At 70.5% G+C, this 20,437-nt stretch carries 19 protein-coding genes; 3 read left to right on the top strand and 16 right to left on the bottom strand.

Going from position 1 to position 20,437, the window contains the following annotated elements; genetic code table 11:
- Window positions 1–27 precede the first annotated feature (27 nt).
- The 7 genes from FJK98_RS31905 to FJK98_RS31875 all read right to left on the bottom strand — a co-directional run bounded on the left by FJK98_RS31905 (window position 28) and on the right by FJK98_RS31875 (window position 8,241).
- The gene (locus tag FJK98_RS31905) at window positions 28–948 is read right to left on the bottom strand and encodes a hypothetical protein (protein ID WP_145922319.1); all 921 of its coding nucleotides are present in this window, start codon (window positions 946–948) and stop codon (window positions 28–30) included.
- A 191-nt stretch (window positions 949–1,139) separates the two neighbouring features.
- Entirely contained in the window at window positions 1,140–1,487 is a 348-nt protein-coding gene (locus FJK98_RS31900; protein WP_145922318.1) for a hypothetical protein, read from the bottom strand.
- On the bottom strand, window positions 1,484–2,674 hold the full coding sequence (locus tag FJK98_RS31895; RefSeq protein WP_145922317.1) for a hypothetical protein: 1,191 nt from the start codon (window positions 2,672–2,674) through the stop codon (window positions 1,484–1,486). Before FJK98_RS31895 ends, FJK98_RS31900 begins: the two co-directional genes overlap by 4 nt.
- Before the next feature lie 429 nt (window positions 2,675–3,103).
- On the bottom strand, window positions 3,104–3,532 hold the full coding sequence (locus FJK98_RS31890; RefSeq protein ID WP_240762479.1) for a hypothetical protein: 429 nt from the start codon (window positions 3,530–3,532) through the stop codon (window positions 3,104–3,106).
- 41 nt (window positions 3,533–3,573) lie between these two features.
- Entirely contained in the window at window positions 3,574–4,275 is a 702-nt protein-coding gene (locus FJK98_RS31885) for a hypothetical protein (RefSeq protein ID WP_145922315.1), read from the bottom strand.
- A 475-nt stretch (window positions 4,276–4,750) separates the two neighbouring features.
- Complete coding sequence (locus tag FJK98_RS31880) at window positions 4,751–5,626, bottom strand: replication-relaxation family protein (RefSeq protein ID WP_145922314.1); 876 nt, start codon at window positions 5,624–5,626, stop codon at window positions 4,751–4,753.
- A 212-nt stretch (window positions 5,627–5,838) separates the two neighbouring features.
- Window positions 5,839–8,241: a type IV secretory system conjugative DNA transfer family protein gene (locus FJK98_RS31875; RefSeq protein ID WP_240763097.1), complete on the bottom strand. Its 2,403-nt coding sequence runs from the start codon at window positions 8,239–8,241 to the stop codon at window positions 5,839–5,841.
- Window positions 8,242–8,665: 424 nt separating this feature from the next.
- On the opposite strand from FJK98_RS31875, the gene FJK98_RS31870 reads away from it, so the two are divergent.
- Window positions 8,666–9,649, top strand: a complete 984-nt coding sequence (locus FJK98_RS31870; protein ID WP_145922312.1) for a hypothetical protein — start codon at window positions 8,666–8,668, stop codon at window positions 9,647–9,649.
- A 198-nt stretch (window positions 9,650–9,847) separates the two neighbouring features.
- Window positions 9,848–10,186: a hypothetical protein gene (locus tag FJK98_RS31865; protein WP_145922311.1), complete on the top strand. Its 339-nt coding sequence runs from the start codon at window positions 9,848–9,850 to the stop codon at window positions 10,184–10,186.
- A gap of 211 nt (window positions 10,187–10,397) precedes the next feature.
- On the opposite strand, the gene FJK98_RS31860 is transcribed toward FJK98_RS31865, so the two are convergent.
- From FJK98_RS31860 to FJK98_RS31825, 8 genes are all read right to left on the bottom strand, one after another.
- The gene (locus tag FJK98_RS31860) at window positions 10,398–11,483 is read right to left on the bottom strand and encodes a hypothetical protein (RefSeq protein WP_145922310.1); all 1,086 of its coding nucleotides are present in this window, start codon (window positions 11,481–11,483) and stop codon (window positions 10,398–10,400) included.
- Window positions 11,476–11,820 carry a PadR family transcriptional regulator gene (locus FJK98_RS31855; protein WP_370516958.1) on the bottom strand — a complete coding sequence of 115 codons (345 nt, stop codon included), beginning with the start codon at window positions 11,818–11,820 and terminating at the stop codon, window positions 11,476–11,478. The genes FJK98_RS31860 and FJK98_RS31855 overlap by 8 nt, the downstream gene beginning before the upstream one ends.
- A 215-nt stretch (window positions 11,821–12,035) precedes the next feature.
- Window positions 12,036–12,581 (bottom strand): PspC domain-containing protein, encoded by a 546-nt coding sequence (locus FJK98_RS31850; RefSeq protein WP_145922309.1) that lies wholly within the window; start codon window positions 12,579–12,581, stop codon window positions 12,036–12,038.
- A 3-nt stretch (window positions 12,582–12,584) separates the two neighbouring features.
- A complete protein-coding gene (locus tag FJK98_RS31845) occupies window positions 12,585–12,854 on the bottom strand; it encodes a PadR family transcriptional regulator (protein WP_240762478.1) in 270 nt (89 codons plus the stop codon).
- 435 nt (window positions 12,855–13,289) lie between these two features.
- Window positions 13,290–15,059 (bottom strand): VirB4 family type IV secretion system protein, encoded by a 1,770-nt coding sequence (locus FJK98_RS31840; protein WP_145922307.1) that lies wholly within the window; start codon window positions 15,057–15,059, stop codon window positions 13,290–13,292.
- Window positions 15,056–15,982 (bottom strand): PrgI family protein, encoded by a 927-nt coding sequence (locus FJK98_RS31835; protein ID WP_145923104.1) that lies wholly within the window; start codon window positions 15,980–15,982, stop codon window positions 15,056–15,058. The genes FJK98_RS31840 and FJK98_RS31835 overlap by 4 nt, the downstream gene beginning before the upstream one ends.
- 38 nt (window positions 15,983–16,020) lie before the next feature.
- Entirely contained in the window at window positions 16,021–16,935 is a 915-nt protein-coding gene (locus FJK98_RS31830) for a conjugal transfer protein TrbL family protein (protein ID WP_145922306.1), read from the bottom strand.
- A gap of 6 nt (window positions 16,936–16,941) precedes the next feature.
- A complete protein-coding gene (locus tag FJK98_RS31825; protein WP_145922305.1) occupies window positions 16,942–17,322 on the bottom strand; it encodes a pilin in 381 nt (126 codons plus the stop codon).
- Between the two features lie 732 nt (window positions 17,323–18,054).
- Here FJK98_RS31825 and FJK98_RS31820 point away from each other — a divergent pair.
- A complete protein-coding gene (locus tag FJK98_RS31820) occupies window positions 18,055–18,951 on the top strand; it encodes a hypothetical protein (protein ID WP_145922304.1) in 897 nt (298 codons plus the stop codon).
- 195 nt (window positions 18,952–19,146) lie between these two features.
- Here the strand turns inward: FJK98_RS31820 and FJK98_RS31815 are convergent, their stop codons facing one another.
- Window positions 19,147–20,025, bottom strand: coding sequence for an RNA polymerase sigma factor (locus tag FJK98_RS31815; RefSeq protein WP_145922303.1), 879 nt, complete (start codon window positions 20,023–20,025; stop codon window positions 19,147–19,149).
- Between the last annotated feature and the right edge of the window lie 412 nt (window positions 20,026–20,437).

The raw sequence follows: 20,437 nt of genomic DNA, 5'->3' as shown, positions 1-20,437 counted from the left end.
CCACCCCGGGCTACCACGGGTGTGGGATCAGCGGTCGGTTCGCGCGGCGAGTTGGAAGGCCGCCGGCCTCTCGACGACCTGGACCGCCAGGCCGTCGGCGACGAGCTTGTGCACGGCGTTGACGACCGCGCCCGCGCTGGCCCTCGCCGCGCCGCTGCCCGCGTTCGCCTCGTCGATGGCCTTGCACAACTGGCTGGTCCGCAGCGGCTGGCCGGGATGGGCTTCCAGCACGTCGCGGATCGCGCCGCGCAGGCTGCCCTTGGATCGGCGTGGCTTCCCACCGGCCGACGCGCTCGCGGCCTCGCCTGTCCGGTTGGCCACGTCCGAGTCGTCGCTTGCCTCGGGTTCGGGAACCTGCCCGGAGGCCGCATCGGCGGTCCCGGCCGTCGCCTCGTTGACGCCGGCCGGTTGGCCGTCGTCGTGGGTCGCGGTGAGGGCATGTTCGCTGTCGCCGGTGTCTGACCGGGCTGGCGCGTCCTGCGACGGCGGCTGGTCCGCTTCGTCGTGGGGTGTCGGTGAGGGCGCACCGGCCGGTGGGCTCTCGGTTGGCTCGTGTCCCGGTTCCGCCCCGACCGCAGTGGTCGCGGCCTGTTCCTGCGGCACCGAGGGCTCCGGATTGTCGGGCTCGGGGTGGGCGGGGACGGTCGTGCTGGCCGACGGGCCGCCGTCGTCGTGGCGTTCTGAACGCGTGGTTGGCTGGCGCCAGAGCGTGCGCCCGTCGTCGGCGCGGAACGTCTCCGCCTGGCCGGTGTCCTCCAGCAGCCGCAGGCGTTTGGTGGCCGTGGAGTAGCCCACCCCCGCTCGTTGGGCGATCGCCGCCGCGGTGTCCTGGCCGAGTGCCGCCAGAGCGGCGGCGACCCGGTCGAGCGCGCTGGGCGGCGCGGTCTGCTCGGGTTCACTGTCCATCATGTTCTCCTCATTGGTTGTCCGATGTGTGGTGGCGTGCACTGATGCACGCTTCGACGGCGGCCGTGATCAAGTGCGTGCCCGGATCTCGGGAGGCCCGTCGGCGCGCCGGGCGCGGCGGTCAGGTCCGGCCACGGCTCGGCGCCGTAGGCGGTTCGTGTCGCCGGCATCCGCAGCGGTCGGACCAGTGCGGGGTTTGTAGCGGTCGGGACGTTGGCGGGTGCGGGGACGACCTACTCGGCGTGGAGGATCGCGACGGCCCGCTGGAAGAGCCGCTCGGTGAGGTTCTGCAGCGGTGTCGGGGTGGTGCTGCGCGATGGCGTAGCGGGATGCCAGGTGGAGGTGGGTTCGTCCGCGAGTGGGGTCCAGGTCATGGCGGGGGTGAGGACCTCGACGAGGGCGTGGCTCTGCTGCGGGTAGGGGTCGCGGTGGATCCGGACCCGCAGTCGGTGGCCGCCTGTAGTGCGGCGGACCTCGGTGAGGTCGTAGCCTGCCCCGCGTTCGCCGAAGCTCCGGTCCACCACCGTCAGGTTCGGTGGGGTTGTGTCGGCGTCGCCGACAGGGATGCTGCCGCCGGTCACCGCTGCTCCTCAGTCCGCTGCTCGAAACCGGCGGTGTTGGGGCCGGGAAGCAGGTTGCTCGCGACGAAGCGCAGGGCGGCGGCCGCTTCGGTGAGGGTTTCCTGGATCGCGGTCGCGTCGCCGTGGTCGAGGCCGTAGCTGTCGATGCCCTGCGGGCTGTCGGCGAGGTGCCGCAGCCCGGTGGTGAGGATCCGCAGGAGAGGGGTCAGCGAAACGGCGAGATCGGTGAGATCGCGCGGTGTGGGTACGGCGGCGGATCGGGTGGGGCTGAAGTAGTCGACCAGGTAGGTGGCGGTGATCTCGAGGATCCGCGCTGCGGTGCTGGCCCGTTCCGCGCTGACGTCGGTGTCGTGACCGAAGGTCGATCCGATCAACTCGGCCAAGTGGTCGGGGGACATGTCGAGCGGCTTCCACGCCACGACCTGGTTCCCGGGAACGCCTCTGGTGGCCGGGCCGGGGGACACCCACCGTCGGAATCGCTGGACGAGGCCGCGCAGGAACACAGCGCTTTTCCCTTCGCGGGACGTGCTGATCCCCCCTGGCTGCTGCTGGTCCGTCCGTGTGGGGGACGTTGCTCTGGTCGGGGTGGCGAGTGTGTGGGCGCGGGCCCAGGCGATGCCGGTCGCCCGCGCGGACTCGGCGGACCAGGCGGCGGCGTCGCGTAGCCATACCTGGATGTCGGCGGCGGCGTCGCTTACGCTGCCGCTGTCGTCGAGGCCGGTGAACGAGGTCTCCCGCGCTTGGTCGAGCAGGTGGGATCCGGTCTGGACGTGGACCCGGGCGAGGAGTCGGCTGGTGCGGTGCAGGTATCCGATCAGGGAGGCGACGTCGGCGGTGGTGTCCAGGGACAGCAGCGCGCTGAAGGGGCCGGTGGCCGTGTGCAGCCACCGGTTCAGGTGCTCGGCGGCGGTGAGGGCGCTGCCCAGACGGGCGGGGCTGTAGGGACCATCGATGGCGAACAGGTCGGCCATCGTCTCGAGCCAGGAACTGGTCTCGCTGTCGATGGGGAGGTGGTCCTCGACGAAGGCCGGCGGGGAGGGGTTTCCGTTCGCGTCCGGGCAGATGGGCCGGTCGTTGGCGAGGTGCCACCAGGAGCCGCCGCGGCCGCGATAGGCGCTGGTCCAGTCACTGGCGGGCTGGTCTACCACCGGGTCGTGGCAGACAGGGCAGGTCGGGAATTGGATCATGGCGTGTTCGTCCTTCCAGACAGGGTGATGTCAGCGACCAGGGACCTGGTCGCCGTCGACTTCGATGGAGCGACCCCACGGCGGGTCACCAATGCGGACATGTCGCTACCGGGGGTGGCGGTGGAAGAGGGAAAGGGCGGCCGTGTCGTCGGCCGGTGACGCAGCAGGTGCCCCTGCCAGGGGCGGCTGGCGAATCACCGACCAGGCACGACGGCCCGTCTACGAGGTGGGGTCGAGGGCGGGACTAACCGTGCCGGCTGGTCGTGGCCCGGCGTGCCCGGTCGACACCGCCGCAGGGATCAGAGGCTGGTCGGGCCACCGGCGGCGGTCGCGGTAGCCGGTGGGGCATGAGGTGGGGTGCCGGGCTGACCGGGCGGCAGCGCCATCCTTCGGATTGAGGGATGGCGCTGCCGGCCCGATCGGAGGGTGTCAGCGCGGGGTGCGGAAGCGCCCGCGGCCGACACCGGCAATGAGAGCGTCGTTGACGTAGTCGACGACGAGGATGCTCCAGCCGGCGTCGATGCCGGACTGGATGAGGTGCAGCAGGTCGCGTTCGGGTCCGTGCAGCGGCATGTCGCCGAGACAGCCGGGGTGCAGCCGCCGGTAGTGCCTGCCGGTGAGTTCCCCGGCGAGCACTGGGGTTTCCTGCCAGCCGACGAGGCCGCAGGTGACGGGCCGCAGGCGGTGGTGCTCACCCACGGAGCTGTTGTCGCCGGTCAGGTAGACCCGGTGGAACTCGTCGTGCATGACCCGCAGCGCTGCCGGCGTCGAGTGGAGTGCCTCGGGGTTGGTGGTGGTTCGGCGCCTGGCGCTCAGGCAGGCATCGGCGAGTTGCTCGACCTCGTCGAGCAGGAACATGACGCGACCCATGGCGGTGTCCTTCCTGTCGAGGCCGGGGTTCAGAGCGCGACGGCGAGCAGCCGCTGGTCCGGATCGATGGTGGCGAGCAGGCGGTGGGCCTGTTCGAGGTAGGTGACCCGGTCGGCCATGGCGTCGCTGACCGGGACGACCTTCGCGCCGTCGGCGGTGATCAGCGCGTCGCCGACGATCGCGGTCAGCGCGCTGTGGTGCTGGTAGGCCATGGAGCCGGCCTGGTACATCTCCAGCTCTCCGACGGCGATCCGCCCGGCACCGTAGGTGGCGGCGTTGTACATCCGGATCGCGTTGACCCGGGGCTGGTGGTGGAAGTCCGCCGCTGCCGTGTCGTACGGGTACTTGGTGGGGTCCGCGAGGTGGCGGGCCTGGTAGACGTGCCACGGGGTGGCCGGCCTGGTGCCGTGCACGATCTGGCTGAACAGTTGGTGGCGGATACCCGCGCCCATGCCGGCGGCCTGACGCATGCCGTGCAGGTCGAGCAGCCGTACCGGTCCGCCCGCGCAGTAGGCGGGGCGGCCCTTGCGCAGTCCGAACATCTGGCCGCGCTGCCACGGGTACATGGCGGTGGCCCAGAACCGGGGCGACAGGGTGCCCCGCACACCGAAGGTGCGGTCGAGCTGGTGTGCGGTGAGGGCTTCCCGGGGCAGGTCGTCCGGGACGCAGACGATCATGGTGCCGACCGTCGCCGTCGGCGGGGTGGCCTTGCGGGCCGGGTCCTTGGCCATGGGGTCCTCCTGGGGTGTGGGCGCGTCAGGGCGCGCGGAGATGACCGGCCCACCGGGTACGTGGGTCGGTCGCAAGGGAGAGGTGTGGTGCGGGGTGGTGCGGTGCGACCTGGGGTCGCCGCGCGGCGCGGTGCCGACCGGCCCTGGGTGGGGCGGGTGGGCGTGGCGCACCGGTGGGTGCGGCGGTGGTTCCGAGGTGGGACCGAACCGGGTGGGGATATATGTGGGTGCTGTTGGTGCCGTGAAAGGTAGCGGCCTGTTCTGTCAGGCCGCTGCGGCGACGTAGCCGCCGAACAATGGGGTTGACCTGCGCTGTGAGACGTTCCGGCCTGCGGTGAGCCGTCGTCGGCCTCGACGCTGTGAGACTCCGGACCACTCACAGGCGATCGTGGTCAGTGACAGACACAGCGCGTGGGCGACCTGCCCGGAAACCCGCGGTGCGAGCGGGCGGTGCCGCTGACCTGCGGTGTGAGTCCTACAGGTCGTCGAAGCGCTGCGGGTTGGTGACGGTGTCGGGTCCGTGGTCGCAGGGCAGCTCGTGCAGGTAGCGGCGGTGGGTGGGGTCCGAGACGAGGGTCCACACCCGGCCGGCCGGGTCGGGACTGTGCACGGCGGTCGCGATGGGGCTGGTGGTGCGTAGTCCGGCGAGCACGCCCAGGAGGCTGGTCTCGCGGCGTCGGCTGGGCACCCAGAACAGGACGGGGTAGCGGGGGCCGAAGGTGGTGAGGCGTTCGTAGCCGCGCAGCTTGGCCACGACCCGGGCGAGGTTCTCGGTGTCGTTGTCGTGTTCCAGGAAGAACCCGGTCGAGGTGTCGCCGACGGTCCACACGCCGTGGCCGTCGGGGCGGATGCCGGCCTGGGCGTAGACGGTGGTGGCGTGCTGCTCGGACCACCAGCGTGACAGCCGGACGGCGTCGGCGCGGCGGGCGGTGGCCAGGAGGTCGGTGAAGAACTGGTTGACCCCGAGCAGGTGGTTGACCTGGCCGCTGGCGGCGATCCGTTTGGCCCGTTCCAGGGAACTGCGGGGTGCCTTGCCGCCGTTGCCGTTCGGGTCGTGGTACCTCGTCGGGTGCAGTTGCAGGCCGATGGGGCCGAGGGTGTAGAGCAGGGATCCGTAGCGGCCGTGGGCGCCGCTGCGGCCGAAGCGGTGCAGCACGTCGAGGCGGTGCAGGATCGTCAGCCGCCGCTGGGCGGTGCGGCGGTTGTCGAAGAACGCGTGGGTGATCTGGTCGGTGGACAGCAGGTAGTGCTCGGCCAACAGCCGGAGGAGAGCGTGGTCGCGGGGGACGATGCGACCGAACACCGCGAGGGGGTCGGGTTTGCTGGACAGGGGCGGGACACGGGAGTACACGGATCGCTCCTTGGGCAGGATGAGGGTTCCCTCCCGATCGGGAGGGGTGTCTGGCACGGGAGGGGACCGCATCGGGGGTCTGTCAGGGGGTGTGTGCGGCACTGACAGCCCAGGTCAGGAGGATGCGGCAGGTGGAGGGCGGTCACGGGTGGCGAACCCGGTGACGAGCCGGTGCGTGACCCGGTCGACGCCTCCGGACCGGCAGAGGGCGGTCAGGTGCGGTCGCTCTTCGGGCGGGTCCGCCGGTCGTCGGGTTTGCGGCTGAGTCGTTCGACGAGGTCGTCGATGGCGCTGGTGTCCTGCACGGGTACCGCCGACGCGGCGGCTTGGCGGATGGCGGTCGCCTCGCCGACGATCGGCTTCGGTGGGCGGGTCTTCATCGTGAACGCCGGGGTCTGGCGGCCGTCGACGACGAGGCGGGCGGCGGCGGTGTAGGCGTCGAGGTGGGCGAGGTCGTGCTCGCCGAGTTCGGGCATCGTGTGCCGGGCGAGGACCTTCGCGTCCTCCGGCGCGACCGTGAAGTACACCTTGTTGCGGGCGTTCGCCGACGCGGCGGCGAGCAGGTCCCTGGGAAACTGGGCGAGGTCCTGGTGGGCGAGGACGAGGGACAGCCGGTACTTGCGGGCCTCGGCGAGCATCGTGTCCAGGCTGTTGGCCAGGGTCAGGAAGTTCTGCGCCTCATCGATAATCAGCGTCGCGTCGCGTCGCCGCTCGGATGAGGTGGCGGCGCGGGCGGTGGCGGCCTGCCACACCTGCGCGAGGATCAGAGAGCCGAGGAGCCGGCTGGTGTCCTCGCCGAGAACACCCTTGGGGATCCGGACGAGCAGCACCCCGCCGTCGAGGACCTTGCCCATGTCGAAGCTCGACTGGGGGTAGCGCATGGTGCGTCTGACGAAGTCACGCAGCAGAAACGAGCGCAGCCGGGCCAGGACGGGTCCGATGACCTGCGATCGGAGGCTGTCGTTGAGGCTGTCGTACCACTGCCAGAAGCCGCTCAGCCCGGCCGGGTCGTCCAGGTCCACGGTCATCGCCGACCGGAACTGAGGGCTGTTGAGCAGCGGCGGGATGTGCTGCAGGGTCACGTTGTTGTGGCGTAGCAGGGTCAGGCACGCCACCCGCATGACATCGTCCATCCGCGGCCCCCACGCCTTGGCGAAGATGTTCCCGAAGATCGACACGAGGTTGTCGACGACCAGGTCCGGGTCGTCGCCTTCGAGGGGATTCAGCGTCGGCGGATTCTCCTGGTCGGGGTCGAAGAGCACGACACGGTCGGCGACGCTGGCGGGGAGCCGGTCGAGGATGTCCAGGACCAGGTCGCCGTGCGGGTCGATGACGACGGTGCCCCGGCCGGCCCTGATGTCGTCGAGGGCCATGTTGACCAGCAGGGTGGTCTTCCCGGAGCCCGTCGCACCGATCACATGCAGGTGATACCTCGCATCCGCCACCGACAACCCGACGCTGTGGCCACCGATCTCGGCATCACCGAGCATTTTCACACCACGCCCGCCACCGGGAACGGCGACCGGCACCGGCATGGACGCCGCCCGGGCCCGGTCGAGGCCGGGCACGGCGAGATCCTGCGGCAGGGCGGCGAGGGCGGCGAGTTCCGGGGTGGAGGTGAGGAATCCGGTGCCGAGGCGGCGGGCAGCGAGGACGGCCACCGGGGCCGGCATCCGGGCCCGGTGGGTGAGCCGGTTGCGGCCGGTGTGGATGGCGAACGCTGCGGCGAGCGTGTCGGCGATACCCCGCAGCCGACCACCGGGGTCCGCGCCGGACCGCTGGTTGCTGGTGGCGACGGCGTACCGGATGCCGGTCTGCCACAGCGGGTGCGCCGTCTTGTCCAAGATCGCCCGCACGTCCCGCTCCACGGTGGGATCCCGACGGGCGGCGGGCGCGGTGACCCGGCCACCGCCGCCATTTCCGGGTAGGAACGCGTCGAGCAGCCACAGCAGCGGCGCGGCCGGGTTGATCGCCGGTAGGGCGGTCCTGCCGGCGCGTAGCCGTCCGGCGGCGCGGCGGGCTCGGGTCGCCCGACGGGGTGCGGCCGGGCGGGCGAGGACCTGCACGCATGCGTACTCGCCGGGTTTCAGTTGCGCGCCGGCCGACATCAGCGGTCGCAGCGGGTCCGCGTCGTGATCGACGGCGAACGGTAGCCACTCCGCGAACATCGGCAGCAGGTGTCCACCGGTGGCTGGGTGCGCCTCTAAGGGGATCGGCGGGGGCGGGTTGGTGTCGGTGGTGGTGGCCGAGCTGGGCCACGCCGCCCGTACCGCCGCCTCGACCGCCCCAGGCGGGACGGTGCCGGGCACCCAGATCGAGATGAGTAGCTGCCGGCCCGACCAGGTGTACTGCCAGACGACGTGGGGGACTCCGTAGAGCAGACGCCGCCACCGTGACGGGGTGAGCACGCCGGCGAGGTTGGCCCACAAGGCGCCCGCGCTGCGCGGGTCGACCTCGGGCGGCGGCGCGATCGTCACCAGACGCGCACCCCGGGCGTGGTGGCGGTGCCGCCTGATCTCCACCATGTTCCAGGCTGCGACCCAGGCGACCAGCAGCCCGGCGGCGACAGCCGCCAACCACGGCCGCTGTGTGGCCCACACGGCGACGTCGACCAGGGCGGCCCCGACTCCCGTAGGAGGCGGAACGGCACCGCTGCCCGGCCCGGATGTGGGGCTGGGCACCGGTAGCGGTGACACGAGCACGGATCCCGCGGCGTCGATGGGTGATGTCACAGGTTGTCCTCCTCAGCACCATCGGTCAGCTCGACCGGGTTCGTTGACAGACCTTCCCGGCGTTTCTTGATTCGCCCAGTGATCGGCCGCCCAGCGGATGGCGCTGTCGACGGCATGTCAGGGCGTAGCGGCGAGCACCTCGTGCCGCAAGCACAGGCCCAGCGAGGCGCCAACCGGTGATGGGGCCGGCATGAGGAACGGGTGTCCGCTCTCGTCCACCGACCCCAACCGCACGGGCGCGGTTACGGAAGCCGAGTGGGTCCGGTCTGGTGGACGGCGTAGTGGTGTCGATCTTTATGATCGTCGGATGTTCGGGCTCTTCCGGAAGCCACCCAAGCCAGATACGGACTACGGCCAGGCCGACCTGGAGTTGCGCACCGCGCGTGACCGGGCGCTCGACGGTGACTGGGCGGCAGCCCAGAACCTGATCGACGCCACCGGTCGAGACTGGGAACTACGCGGCCGGCGGCTCTCGGTGCTGGGCATCGCTGCCGGACACTCCCCGGACTGGCTGGACGCTTGGGAAGCCGCTGTGCCGCACGACCCGACGGTCTCCATCCTGCGAGCTGAGGCTCTGATGGACCAGGCTGGCGAGGCTCGGGGCGGCGCGTCCGCGCGCAACACCAGCCGGGAGCAGTTCCAGGAGTTCGACCGGCTTTCCAACCTCGCGGCCCGGGCCAGCCAACGCGCGGTGGAACTCAACCCCGACGACCCCTACCCATGGGTGACCCGCATTGCCTCGACGCTCGCCGACGGCCACCGGCAACGCGACGAGTTCCTCGCCGCGATGGGCGAGTCGGTCACGCGCGACCCGTACAACTTCGAAACCCACCTCATGGCGGTGACCTTCCTCTGCGAGAAGTGGTACGGCTCGCACGAAGCGATGTTCGCCGCAGCCCGCGAGCCCGCCGCCGCCGCGCCCGCAGGCTCATCGGTGACGATGCTGCCGCTACTCGCCCACTTCGAGTACGCACTGCGCGAGTACGGCTTCGACACCCGGGCGGAGTCGCTGACCGCGAAAGCGAGCTACTTCCGCCAGCCCGAGGTGATCCGAGAGATCGACGCGTGTGCAGCCAAGTGGTGCGGCGCCGGCGAGCCCCGCCTGATCAGCCGGGGAATCATGCTTCGACACTGGCTGGCACTGGCCAACTACCTGGCCGATCATGACCGGCAGGGCACCAAGGCTCTCCTCGCGCAGATCGGGCCCTACCTCGGAAGCACCACCGCGTACGGCTACTTCTGGATGCGGCAGACCGAGGGCTTCCACACCGTCTGGAAGTGGGCCAACTGAATGCGGAGGCCGGGAACCGGCCGCCTATGATCGACGTCGACTCGGCCGCCATCGGCCTCGTCAGGCTGGCGCACTTGGCGCCAGCAGGTGACGGCAGCATCCATGCCACCGCGTGCAGACCCCATCGACATACCTGCGCAGCGGCAGCAGCGGGCTGCCTGTGACGTCACCGCTTGCCTTCTGGCGGAGGGTGTGACGATGGAGTCGAACCTTCCGTCCCGAGCTGCGATGGAAGCGGCGACGGCGGACCTGCTCCATCTGGGCTTCCTGGAGATCAGATTCCTCACTGCGCCGCTACCCGAAACGCACCCGATAAACGCAGTGGCCCGACGTCGCGAGCGAGCCAACTTGATCGCTGACATCTGCCACCAGCTTCCAGGGCTCCTTGCGCCACAGCGCCGCGATCAACTCGCCGACGGGCTGCGATCCCTGTGGCTCACGGCGAGCACGACCAAGCGCCGATGGCTGCGATCCCGCTGGGACCACCTGAACTACGACCACCGCTGGCTGACCGAAGCCGGAATCACCGAAGGCTGACGAAGGGTTCACGCGGTCCGTTCTGGAGGGCTCCTGACACCCCACATCAAACCCATCCAACCGGGTTACCACGTGCGGGCACGCGTCTTGATTGAGGATCGGCTGATCTGGTCGTCGGCCGGCTGAACGCGACTCTGTCGGGTTTGGTGCCTGATGATTTAGGCTGGAGGTTGGCTGTGCATCCCAGCGGCGGGGGCCCAGATGGTCCAGCTCAGCTTTCGGCGACGTCACCGGTCGGCGTTGCCGTGCTGACGGGGGCAGTTCGGCTGATCCGGGTGGACCCGGCGATCAGGCTTAGGCTGCCGATCAGCGTGAGTGTGATGACGGTGACCGTCAGTGGGTTGGCGGTCTGGTTGGCTAGCGGATAGATGTACTCGACGGCGAACGGCCTCCAGGGGGTACTGGGGTTCGGGACCATGCTCAGCACGTTGTCCAGGGTGTTCACTCCACTGGCGATGAGAGCCGGTAGCGCGAGGAGCAGGATGAGTCGCCGGGTCGACGGCGGTGTCCGAGCGGCCCGCTGGGCCATCCAGGTCGTTGCCTGCCACACCGCGATCAGCCCGATGACGAACCCGGCGGCAGCGCCGACGGGAACACCGTTCGGCTCGATCGGATAGGCGCTGACCGTCCGGACGGTCTGGTTGTCGTGCGCGGACACGCGCAGCAGTATCCCGTCCTTGTGTGCCCAGAACACTCTGTTCGGGCTGGACGCGTCGGCTTCGCTGTCGGCGCCGCCTCGGCTCAGGGGGCCGGTACGCCAACCCGTTCTGGTCAGGCGCTGATAGGCATCGGTAAGAACGGTCGGTGTCCCGCTAAGTTGCTCGTAGACCCGGCGCTGGCCTATCGGTGCCGGCCGTCCTGCCCCCCAGCCCTCCTCGGTGAAACTCTGGAACTCGCCGGATGTCCGGTAGGCGTAGGCCATGTCGAGGAGGTCGTCGCCCGGAAGCTGAGAGACGGACGAGGCCGGCCGGCCGGCCAACTCGTCGCTGAAGGCGGCAAGATCAGGTTCTTGCGGATTGGCGATCATCCAGATGGACAGAGCGCCGACCCCGCTGAGCACCATAGCCACCCAGATAGACACGAGGCCGGCCGCGATTCTGCCGACCCGTGTGGGCGGCACGAACCGGTACCGCAGGCCGTTCACCAGCAGATAGGCCGCCTCTGCGCGCGATGGCCGGACCTGCCCCGGCTCGGCCGCCTCGAGCAGGGTAGTAAGGATCTCCAGCCCACGGTGGCGGCGGTACCAGCGGGGGTACGCCCGGAGCAGACGCCGGTAGGAACGTTCCAGGTCAGGCATGTGTAACTCCCCCGATGAAGCCGAACGCCGCACGTAGTCGGGAGGCGGCTACCTCGGCATTCGATTGGAGGCGCTCCACCGCGGCTTCCAGGGCTGCCCGGCCGTCGTCGGACAGCACGTAGTAGCGGCGCAGTCGGCCACCCACGGCCTCTTCCCGATCGACGACGACCAGGCCCTCCGCGCTGAGCCGGTCCAACGCCGCGTACAGCGTCCCGGCCTTGAGCTTGACCTGCCCGCCGGACAGCTGCTCAACAACCTGGATGATCCCGTAACCATGTAGCGGAGTGGCGCGCACCAGCGCGGTCAGGATGAAGAACGTCGGTTCCTGCATGGCCATGCTGAGATGATAGACCATCTGTATATGCAGGCGACCTGCATATCATCGGGTGTCGGCATCGTCCACCCTTTGCTGCACCACACGAGGCTTCGGCAGGTGGCGGCGTATCCGCTGCTCGGTTCGGAGGAGTCGGCTGCACCGAAGTCTGGCCACGGTGCGTGACGCCAGCAGGCAGGGTGGCAGGACAAGGTGTCTCTTCGCCGTGCGCTTTCGGTTCATGCGTATCGCGGTGCGTCCCGTTGGCGCTCGTAGTCGGTGACCGTCGGGACGACGGGGAGTACGAGCAGCAGGACCAGGTACGGCACGGCGAGTAGTCCACCGGTGAACAGGGTCAGCAGCAGCACGACGGTTCGTACCCAGTCGACGCGGAACTCGCCGTACGCCGCGATGCCGAGGCAGACGCCGCCGAACCAGTTGCCCTCGTTGATCCGGCACCAGAACCGGCCACGCGACCTCCCTGCGGCGAAAGGCGGCGCGGGGCGTGCGGTGCTCACCGGCCCGAGCTCAGTCAGGATCGCTGCCATCTGGGCGCCGGTCACCGGGTCGTCGCCTGAGCCCGTGAGGGTGCTCAACCGGTCGCCGATCGCGGACTCGAGATCCCGGATGATTTCGTCGGCGTCGGCGTCGGCGTCGGCGTTCGGGTCGGAGCGCAGCGCGCGACGCGCATCATCGAGGTACTGCCGCAGAGCGTCGTGTGCTTCGCGGGTGGCGGGGAAGGCCGCGACATGCCCGGTGAGGCGGATGGCTGTCGGCTCGTTCACGGGTCATCGTCCCATCGTGTTGATCATGCGGGTCAGTTCGTTCCAGTAGTCGCGGAACGCGGCGAGTTGGTCTCTGCCGGCATCGGTGAGGGAGAAGTACTTCCGGGGCGGCCCTAATGGCGACTCACGCCACTCGTGGTGCACGAGTCCGTCTCGCCGGAGTTTGCTCAGCAGCGGATAGAGCGTGCCCTCCTGGGCGGGGAAGTTCGCCTCCTGCAGGGCGGAGAGGATCTCCGCCGCGTACCGCTGCCGGGACTCGACGGCAGTCAGCACGAGTGGCTCGAGAAGGCCGCGCCGCAACGCCACGAGCTTGGGATCGGTCCGCATGCTGCTACCTTGTCAGGGCAAGGTAGCTATGGCAATGCCGTGCGGGTGCGGGGCTCTGGTCCGCGCTGTATAGGGTTGAGCACTACCAGGGGCTGGCAGCCACCACGAGACCGACCCAACCGACTGGACCGGGCAGGCCGACGGCCGGCCACGCCCGACCCTCACATCCACCGGAGCAACATCGGCAGCTACGGCGTGTCAATACCTGTGGGTGCCCTGGACTTCCAGGCGAGGTCGCTCTTCAGATTACCGAGCGCACTCACATCGGCTGGGAGTGGAATCTGGGCGGTTCGCCGCGTAGGTCCCTGCCCCGACCTTCGGTGGAAGGGGAGAACCTGGGGCCGCTCCATGCTCACAAGCTCGAGCTGGCCCATGGGCTTGTTAGGTATCGCCCTCAGAATCAGCGAACTCCGGGGAAGTGGTGCACAGCGCGTGCTCCGCGTCCGAGGAGATCGACTCGAAGCTTGTCCTGTTCACGCCGGAGATCAACAGGCCGTGGCCTCGGCGGGCTGACAGCAGCAGGCGTCGTTCGCCGCCGGTGAGTCCGAACGCTGCCCCAACGGCGTCGATGGCCTGTGGGGCCTGTCGTAGCAGCACCTGGGTGGCGGCGTTGGACACCACCGCCCGGCCGAGGTCGGTGCCGAGTACGTCGGCGGCGTCCTGAGTAACGACAGTCAGCCCCGCGTTGCGCTTGCGTGACGCCTTAGACATGCGGAACAGGAAGCGGGCGCCCTCACCGTCGCGCATCAGCAGCCACGCCTCGTCAACCACAACCAGTCGCCGCCGCGACGGAGATTGCGGTGCGTCGACGGTGCGCCAGATCGAGTCCAGCGCGAGGAGGGTGCCGACGGTGCGCAGCTCATCGGGTAGGTGCCGCAGCGACCACACGACCAGGTGCCCGGTCGGTGCCTGGGTGGTGGGCCCGTTGAACAGGTCGGCGAAGCTGCCCTGCACCCACGGCGCGAGCCGGGCGGCCAACGTCGCGGCGGCCGGGTCGTCGTCGGCGCGCAGTGTCTGCGCGAGGTCGCGGAGCAGGGGTGCCGGCCGGTGGTGGGTGGCGGGGTCGGCGGTGATGCCCGCTTGCCGGTAGACGGTGAGGATGGCCCGGTCCAGGGCGGCCCGTTCCGCCGGTGCCGGTTGATGGCCGAGCAGGACGCTGATCAGGGTGTGCAGGAACAGCCCGCGGCGGGTCAGGGTGTCGGGGCGTCGGTCGTCGGCGGGCAGGTCGAGGGGGTTGATCTTCACGCCGGGCAGGCCCAACCGGACGACACTGCCGCCGACTGCGTCGGCCAGCCGCAGGTACTCGTCTTCGGGGTCCACGACCGCGATCTGCACACCGTGGTAGAGGTTGCGCAGGATCTCCAGCTTCACGAAGTACGACTTCCCGGCCCCGGAGCGGGCCAGGACGATCGAGTTGTGGTTCTCCTGCGTCCACCGGTCCCACCAGACGATGCCGGCGCTGGCCGGGTTGATCCCGTACAGGACACCACCCGTGGTCGGCGGGTCACCGGGCAGCGGTGCGGGCAGGTCCGGGCTGGCCAGGGGGAACGCGGCGGCCAGAGCCTGGGTGTCCATGGTCCGCAGCATCCGCAGCCCGTCGGTGGCCAGCGGCAGGGTGGTGGTCCAGCCGGCCAGTTGCCGCCAGGTCGCCGGTTGCACGTCCAGGAGCGTGGACGCGGCGGCGGCCCGCACCTGCGCGCACGCCTGCGCCAGTTCGGCCTCGGAGCGGGCGTGGACGGTCAGGTACAGGCCGACGCGGAACAGTTTCGCCGCGCCGCGGGCGAGTCGTTCGGCCAGGTCACCGGCGTCCTCGGCGGCGGCGTCGACGTAGGGGTCGGCCAGCCTGCCCCGGTCGGAGTCCGCCCGACGAGATGACTCCAGGCGTGCCCGTTGGGTGCGCAGGCGGGCGGCGGCGATCGGCGCCGGTAGCGGCTCGATGTGTAGGGCGAGGTCGAGACGCCCAGGCCAGGACAGCAGTGGTTCCAGCCACGCGCCGCCGACCTCGGCGGGGTATCCGGTCACCACGAGGGTGGCGGCGTATCCGTCGCCGACGCGCAGCCATCGTGGGGTGACCTCGACCGTGGCCGGCGTGACCGTCGACGCCAGCCGCGGCTGCTCATCGCCGCCCGTGGTTCCTCTCTTCCCGATCATGGTGTCTTCCTGTTCGTGCCCGCAGGGGTGGTGGCGGTGATGACGGCGTCGGGCGCGGCCAGGCCGCCTGGGCGCGGTGGCCGGTAGGGGTCGGCGGCGGATGCCAGTGCGGCGGTGACCGCCGGGCCGTTGAGGACCTGTGGGCTGACGCCGAGGCCGGACAGCGTCCGTGCGGTGTCGTCGGCGCGGCGCAGGCCCGCGTGGGAGGTCCGGTCGTCGGCTGCCGTGCGGTGGACGATCAGGACCTGCCGGCGCAGCGGGTCTCTCCGGGTGGCGAGGTCGGCGAGGAACGCGGCGTGGTCGGCGCACGCCGCCCGTAGCTGGGGGTGCGGTTGGGCGTCCGCGGCGGCGGCGAGGGCACGGCCGTGGGAGGCCAGGTCGACCGGTTGCGCGGACACGACAATCTGCGTGGGCGTCGACAGGCTGTTGAGCCACCTGCCCCACCCGTCGATCAGGGCCGCCTGCTCGGTGGGGGTGCGTAGGGCGAGGTTCACCGTGGTGGTGCCGACGATCGCCGCCCGGGTACCGGCAAGGGTGATTTCCCCGTCGTCGTCGATCGCGTCAGCGGGCAGCCGCAGCGGCGCCGGCAGCGGCACCCGCCCGCTCCGGGGCGTCTCGACCCACTCCGGCATCCGAGTGTCCGCCGCGATGCTGGTGCTGGACAGCGAGCGGGGAGCGCGGGTGTGGCGGATCGCGTGCAGCAGCCACACGTCCATGGCCAGGCCGTCTCGGCGGCCGAGGGCCAGGCCGATGACCAGCCCGCCGAGCAGCACTCCCGCGCCGATGAGGACCGGTGCGGGCACGACCGCGTGCAGGGTGCGCCACGCGGCGTAGAGGAGCAGGGTGCCGGCGGCGACGATCGCCAGTTGGTGGAACGTCAGGCCGTAGGCGACCTTGTCGGGGGCGTCGACGTTGGCGGGCATCCGCGCCCGGGTGAGGTCACCGTCGGAGTCGGGTGGGGTCATCGGAGGGTCCTCCGTAGCGTGTTGAGGCCGGGGACGGCGCGGGAGAGTTGCTGGACCACGACGACGCGGACGACCGCGCCGAGCATGTTCGTCGTGCCGCGTCCGCTCTGGCCCGCCCAGCGGGCCATCAGGGTGGGGATCTTGACGGTGGTCCAGAGCAGGACCACGACGACCAGGAGGTTGAGGGTGCCGCCGGGGTCGACGGGCAGGCCGAACACCGGCAGCATGGCCTGCGGGTCGAGGAGGGTCTGTTCGCCCGCGGTGAGGAAGAATGCCTGGGCGACGGGGATCGCCAGGCATCCGATGTAGGAGCGCCACCACAGGCGGGCGAACGGGTCGGTCTGTGGCAGGGCATGGCAGGCCAGCGCCAGCGGCGCGACGGCGGTCATCACCAGTAACGCCACGAACCGGCCGATCACCTGGAACGCGGTCGTCACGACCAGCACGGCGATGATGAGGACCAGGACCAGGAACAACAGCGGGACCATGTGGTCCTGCGCCGCCGTGAGGTGGGTGCGGACTGCGGTGAACGCCCCTGTGTCGTCGGGGCCTGCCTCGCTGATCGCTGCGGTCAGGGCGTTGGCCACGTCGATGAGCTGGGCGCAGGCGAGCTGCGAGAAGTGCGCGGCGGTGAACCCGACGACCAACCGAGGGAGGAGGTCCCTGACCGTGTATCGGGACTGTTCGCCGCCGCCGGCGACCATGACGAGCACGCCGGCGGCGACGAACGCCAGGACGAAGACGGTGTCGACGATCCAGACCGACCGGCCGGTGAGGGCCTGCACCTGCGGCAGCGCGGTGACCTTCGGGGTGGTGAGCAGGATGCCGGTGATCAGGTCGAAGATCGCGGTGAGGCAGGCCAGGATCGCCGTGGTGAGCCAGTCGAGGGCCTGGTCGAGGAACCATCCCATGACGACTCAGCCGCCGACGATGCCCTGGACGACCTGCAGCAGGATCGGCGCGAGGACGGCCAGGCCGTAGCCGAGCAGCGCGTTGCGCAGGGCGAGTTTGGCCTTCTCCACCTGGGACGGGTCACCACCGGCGGTGGCCCAGTACACACCGGCCAGGACGAGGAAGAGGGTGGCGATCGCGGCGAGGATGCCCATGACCCAGGACTGCAGGTTGGCGATCACCACCGGCAGCGAGTTCGCCGCCACGTGAAGGGCCCCGCCGGGGTCGGCGTACGCGGCGGCCGGGACGGTCAGGGGCAGGCCGACAGCGACCAGCGACACGGCCGCGCGCAGCACGACCCGACTGATACGGCGGCTGCGACGGGTGGGAGCGGGAATGCGGGACATTGCGGTTCACCTCCCGCCGCACTCCCGGGGTGCCGAGGGCGTGACCGGGGCGCGGCGATGACTCGAAGCGGTCCAAGGGGCCGCCGCCGGGCGCACAGGGGAGAACAACGAACCGCGAGCCCCGGGAGGAGCTCGTCCTCCCTCAGGGGTGGGTTGCGGTCATCAATGTGGTGTCAGCGCATCAACGTGGCGCGGCACCCGAGGCACGCGGAACGCGCTCCTCCTGTCGCCCGGCGGCGGACGGAACCACCGGGGCAGCGGCGCCGCTCGGAGAAGTCCCGCACCCCCAAACCGGGTCTTGTGAGCCGTGGCGAACACTCGCCGCGCTCACAGCACGCTCACCAGTGGGAGGCGGCGGGCTAGAGACTGATCTGGTCGAGAAACCACGCGGTGACCGCGCGGGCGATCCCGGAGGCGATACCGGCGGTCACCATCGGGATGATCCTGGCCCGCAGGCTACGGGTGTGATCGCTGTCGACCTCAGGGTGTGCGTCGGGTCGGCAGGTACGCGGCGAGGGAGGCATGTCGGAGGGCATGTCACCAGCAGGCGCCTGCGACCACCCGTCCAGCAAGATCATCCGCCGTCGGAGGACGACGGTGCCGTCCGGCGATCCCCCGTGCGCTGCCGGACGGCAGACCGTCCGGGGTGTGTCCGGCCGGACGCACCGTCAGGTGCCGGACAGACCGGCCGCCATCGATACTCGCCGCATCGAATCTCATCGGGGAGGAACAATGTCCGAGCGCAGCATGGCACCTGAACTCTCGTCGGTGCAGACGGTGGAGGGGCTGGCACGGTGCATCCGTAACCTCCTGTCGCACTGCGGGAACCTGTCCCTGCGGGAACTGGAGTCGTGGGGGATCGCGCACAACCGGCCGATGCCGCGGACCTCCCTTGGTGACGCGCGCTCCGGAGCCCGGCCGCCCAGCCGCCAGCTCCTGCTCAACCTCCTCGCCGCCTGCGAGGTGCACGACGACCGAGAGGTCTCCGCGTGGCTTGACGCGCTCGACCGCGTCCACAAGTCGAAGTCGATCCAGACCCGCCAACGGCTTCTCCGTGACCTGACCCAGCCCGTGTCCGCCTACCGGTTCTTCGCCGAACTGGACGACGTCAGCGAGATCTCCCATCTGATCCAGCAGGCTCAGGACGAGGTGTGGCTGTGGGGGACGACCCTGGCGATGCACATCCCCTACATCGATACCTACCTCGGTCAGGCACTGGCCCGTGACGTCCGGGTCAAGGTCCTCCTGATCAATCCCGGCGGGGCCGCGATGTCCATGCTGGCCTTCCGGGCCGGGCCCACGTGGGGCCGGCAGAGACTGGAGGAACGACTGGCCATCAACCTCGGGCTGCTCGAACGACGCATCGGGCAGGGCGACGGCCTGGAGGTTCGCCTGATCGACTACCTGCCCCCGTATACGCTCTACGCCTATGACCCCGGTCTGGACGACGGTTCGATGGAGTTCCGCCTCGGCTCCTTCGGGGGCCGCCACGAACTACGACCCACCTTCCGGATGATCCGCAGACGCGACGGCGAGTGGTTCGACTACTTCTACGAGCAGTTCACCAGCGTCTGGAACGCCGCCGACCCGTACCGGCATGGGCAGGCACCGGACGCCCCCACCGGATAGGCAGGACGAGCCCTCGACCACTGCTGTCGCCGACTGCCCGGTCGCACCGCCAGCCTGGTCCGCTCGACAGCCGTCGCTGGGGCCCTGCCAGTACCACCGATGCTTGCCCGTCGGCGCTCCGTCAGGGATGACGGACACCGACATAGTGGTGGCCCGACGCCTCGCGTCGGGCCACCACTAGCGGGTTGTACGCCGTCAGGCAGCTGCCGTCGCTGGCAGCGTGGTGATGTCGCGGTGGGCGGCCGCGGCACGCCCGGCTCGCCGCTGGCCGCGCTGCTGCGCCTGCGCGTGTAAGCGTGCCCGGGTCTGCGGCGACGCGACCCCGGTCAGCAGCCCGTCGGCGAGAGCCTCGGCGATGCGGCGGTCGATGCGCGACAACCGCATCCGCAGCGCGTCGACGCTGATGCCGATCGCGGCGGCGATGGGTTCGATCGCCCGGTGTCCGAGCCGCACGTCGATGTAGGCCTGCTCGTCCTCGGGGTCGAGGATCCCGAGGATCACCGCACGGCGGACCAGCAGGTCGGGGTGACCGTAGGGCGTCTTCGGGGTCCTGGGTCCGGCGGCGGCGTGCTCGATGTCCTCGACCAGCAGGTACTCCTGCCGTTGCAGGCGCAGGTCCCGTCCGGCCCGCCACGCCGCCCGGCACAGGCCCGCGTACGGCGCGGGTCTGGTCAGGTCGGCCTGGTCGCGCAGCGCGGTCAGGAAGCCGGTCAGGATCTCGGCGTCCACGTCCGCCGGGTCTCCGTCGTAGCCCTCGCAGAGCCGGGCCGCGTACCGCCGCAGCGCCGGCAGCGCCATACCGACCGCGGCGATGACCCAGTGCGGCCCGTCGAGCCGGGCGCGGCGGATCAACTCCCGCCACACCTCGTCACGGACCGTGTAGGCGTGGGGGTGGCGCAGCAGCCAGTCCCGCAGCGCCGGCAGCGGCATCACCTGCCGTGGGAGACCGGTGTCGGGGCCGAACGCCGCGCAGTCGAGCACCAGCGGCGCGGGTTCGCACGTCAGCGCGGTGAAGGCGGTCGCCGCCGCGTCGAGGGCGGAGGTGGGCCAGTCCGTAGCGTCGGACACGCTCATGTCAAAACTCCTGTGACAGTGCGGGGGATCGGATGACCGCCGCCGGTGTCATCGCGGCGGACGGTGGCATCGATTCCGCCACACGACCCTCACAAGCCTCTGACAGCGCTGCCCAGACCTCCGACCGCGCCCGTCTCTCGGCGTCTGTCACCGCCGCACCGCCACCGGCCCGCATCGCCTGTGACCCGCTGACAGAAGCTCCGGCGAAGGCCGGTTGACCTGCCCTGTGACAGGCTGACAGAACCCGCCGGAACACCCTCGCGGTGACGGCGGCACCCGCTCACCCGCAACCTGATGACAGGACGCCGACGGCACTCGCCACGCTCACACGACAGCCTGTGACAGTCCGACCCCGCTCCCGTGCCGCTGTCACCGGCCACCTTGACAGACCCGCGCCAGCTCGCCGACAGCG

The sequence above is a fragment of the Micromonospora sp. HM134 genome (assembly GCF_007833915.1).
GTDB lineage: Bacteria > Actinomycetota > Actinomycetes > Mycobacteriales > Micromonosporaceae > Micromonospora > Micromonospora wenchangensis.
The sequence above is the reverse complement of the archived record's forward strand: the minus strand, read 5'-3'. Positions and strand labels throughout refer to the sequence as shown.

Coding starts and splice junctions, on each gene's coding strand:
- FJK98_RS31895 (WP_145922317.1), bottom strand. CDS start 2,674: ATGATCCAATTCCCGACCTGCCCTGTCTGCCACGACCCGGTGGTAGAC.
- FJK98_RS31890 (WP_240762479.1), bottom strand. CDS start 3,532: ATGTTCCTGCTCGACGAGGTCGAGCAACTCGCCGATGCCTGCCTGAGC.
- FJK98_RS31885 (WP_145922315.1), bottom strand. CDS start 4,275: ATGGCCAAGGACCCGGCCCGCAAGGCCACCCCGCCGACGGCGACGGTC.
- FJK98_RS31870 (WP_145922312.1), top strand. CDS start 8,666: ATGTTCGGGCTCTTCCGGAAGCCACCCAAGCCAGATACGGACTACGGC.
- FJK98_RS31865 (WP_145922311.1), top strand. CDS start 9,848: ATGGAGTCGAACCTTCCGTCCCGAGCTGCGATGGAAGCGGCGACGGCG.
- FJK98_RS31860 (WP_145922310.1), bottom strand. CDS start 11,483: ATGCCTGACCTGGAACGTTCCTACCGGCGTCTGCTCCGGGCGTACCCC.
- FJK98_RS31855 (WP_370516958.1), bottom strand. CDS start 11,820: ATGGCCATGCAGGAACCGACGTTCTTCATCCTGACCGCGCTGGTGCGC.
- FJK98_RS31840 (WP_145922307.1), bottom strand. CDS start 15,059: ATGATCGGGAAGAGAGGAACCACGGGCGGCGATGAGCAGCCGCGGCTG.
- FJK98_RS31835 (WP_145923104.1), bottom strand. CDS start 15,982: ATGCCCGCCAACGTCGACGCCCCCGACAAGGTCGCCTACGGCCTGACG.
- FJK98_RS31830 (WP_145922306.1), bottom strand. CDS start 16,935: ATGGGATGGTTCCTCGACCAGGCCCTCGACTGGCTCACCACGGCGATC.
- FJK98_RS31825 (WP_145922305.1), bottom strand. CDS start 17,322: ATGTCCCGCATTCCCGCTCCCACCCGTCGCAGCCGCCGTATCAGTCGG.
- FJK98_RS31820 (WP_145922304.1), top strand. CDS start 18,055: ATGTCCGAGCGCAGCATGGCACCTGAACTCTCGTCGGTGCAGACGGTG.
- FJK98_RS31815 (WP_145922303.1), bottom strand. CDS start 20,025: ATGAGCGTGTCCGACGCTACGGACTGGCCCACCTCCGCCCTCGACGCG.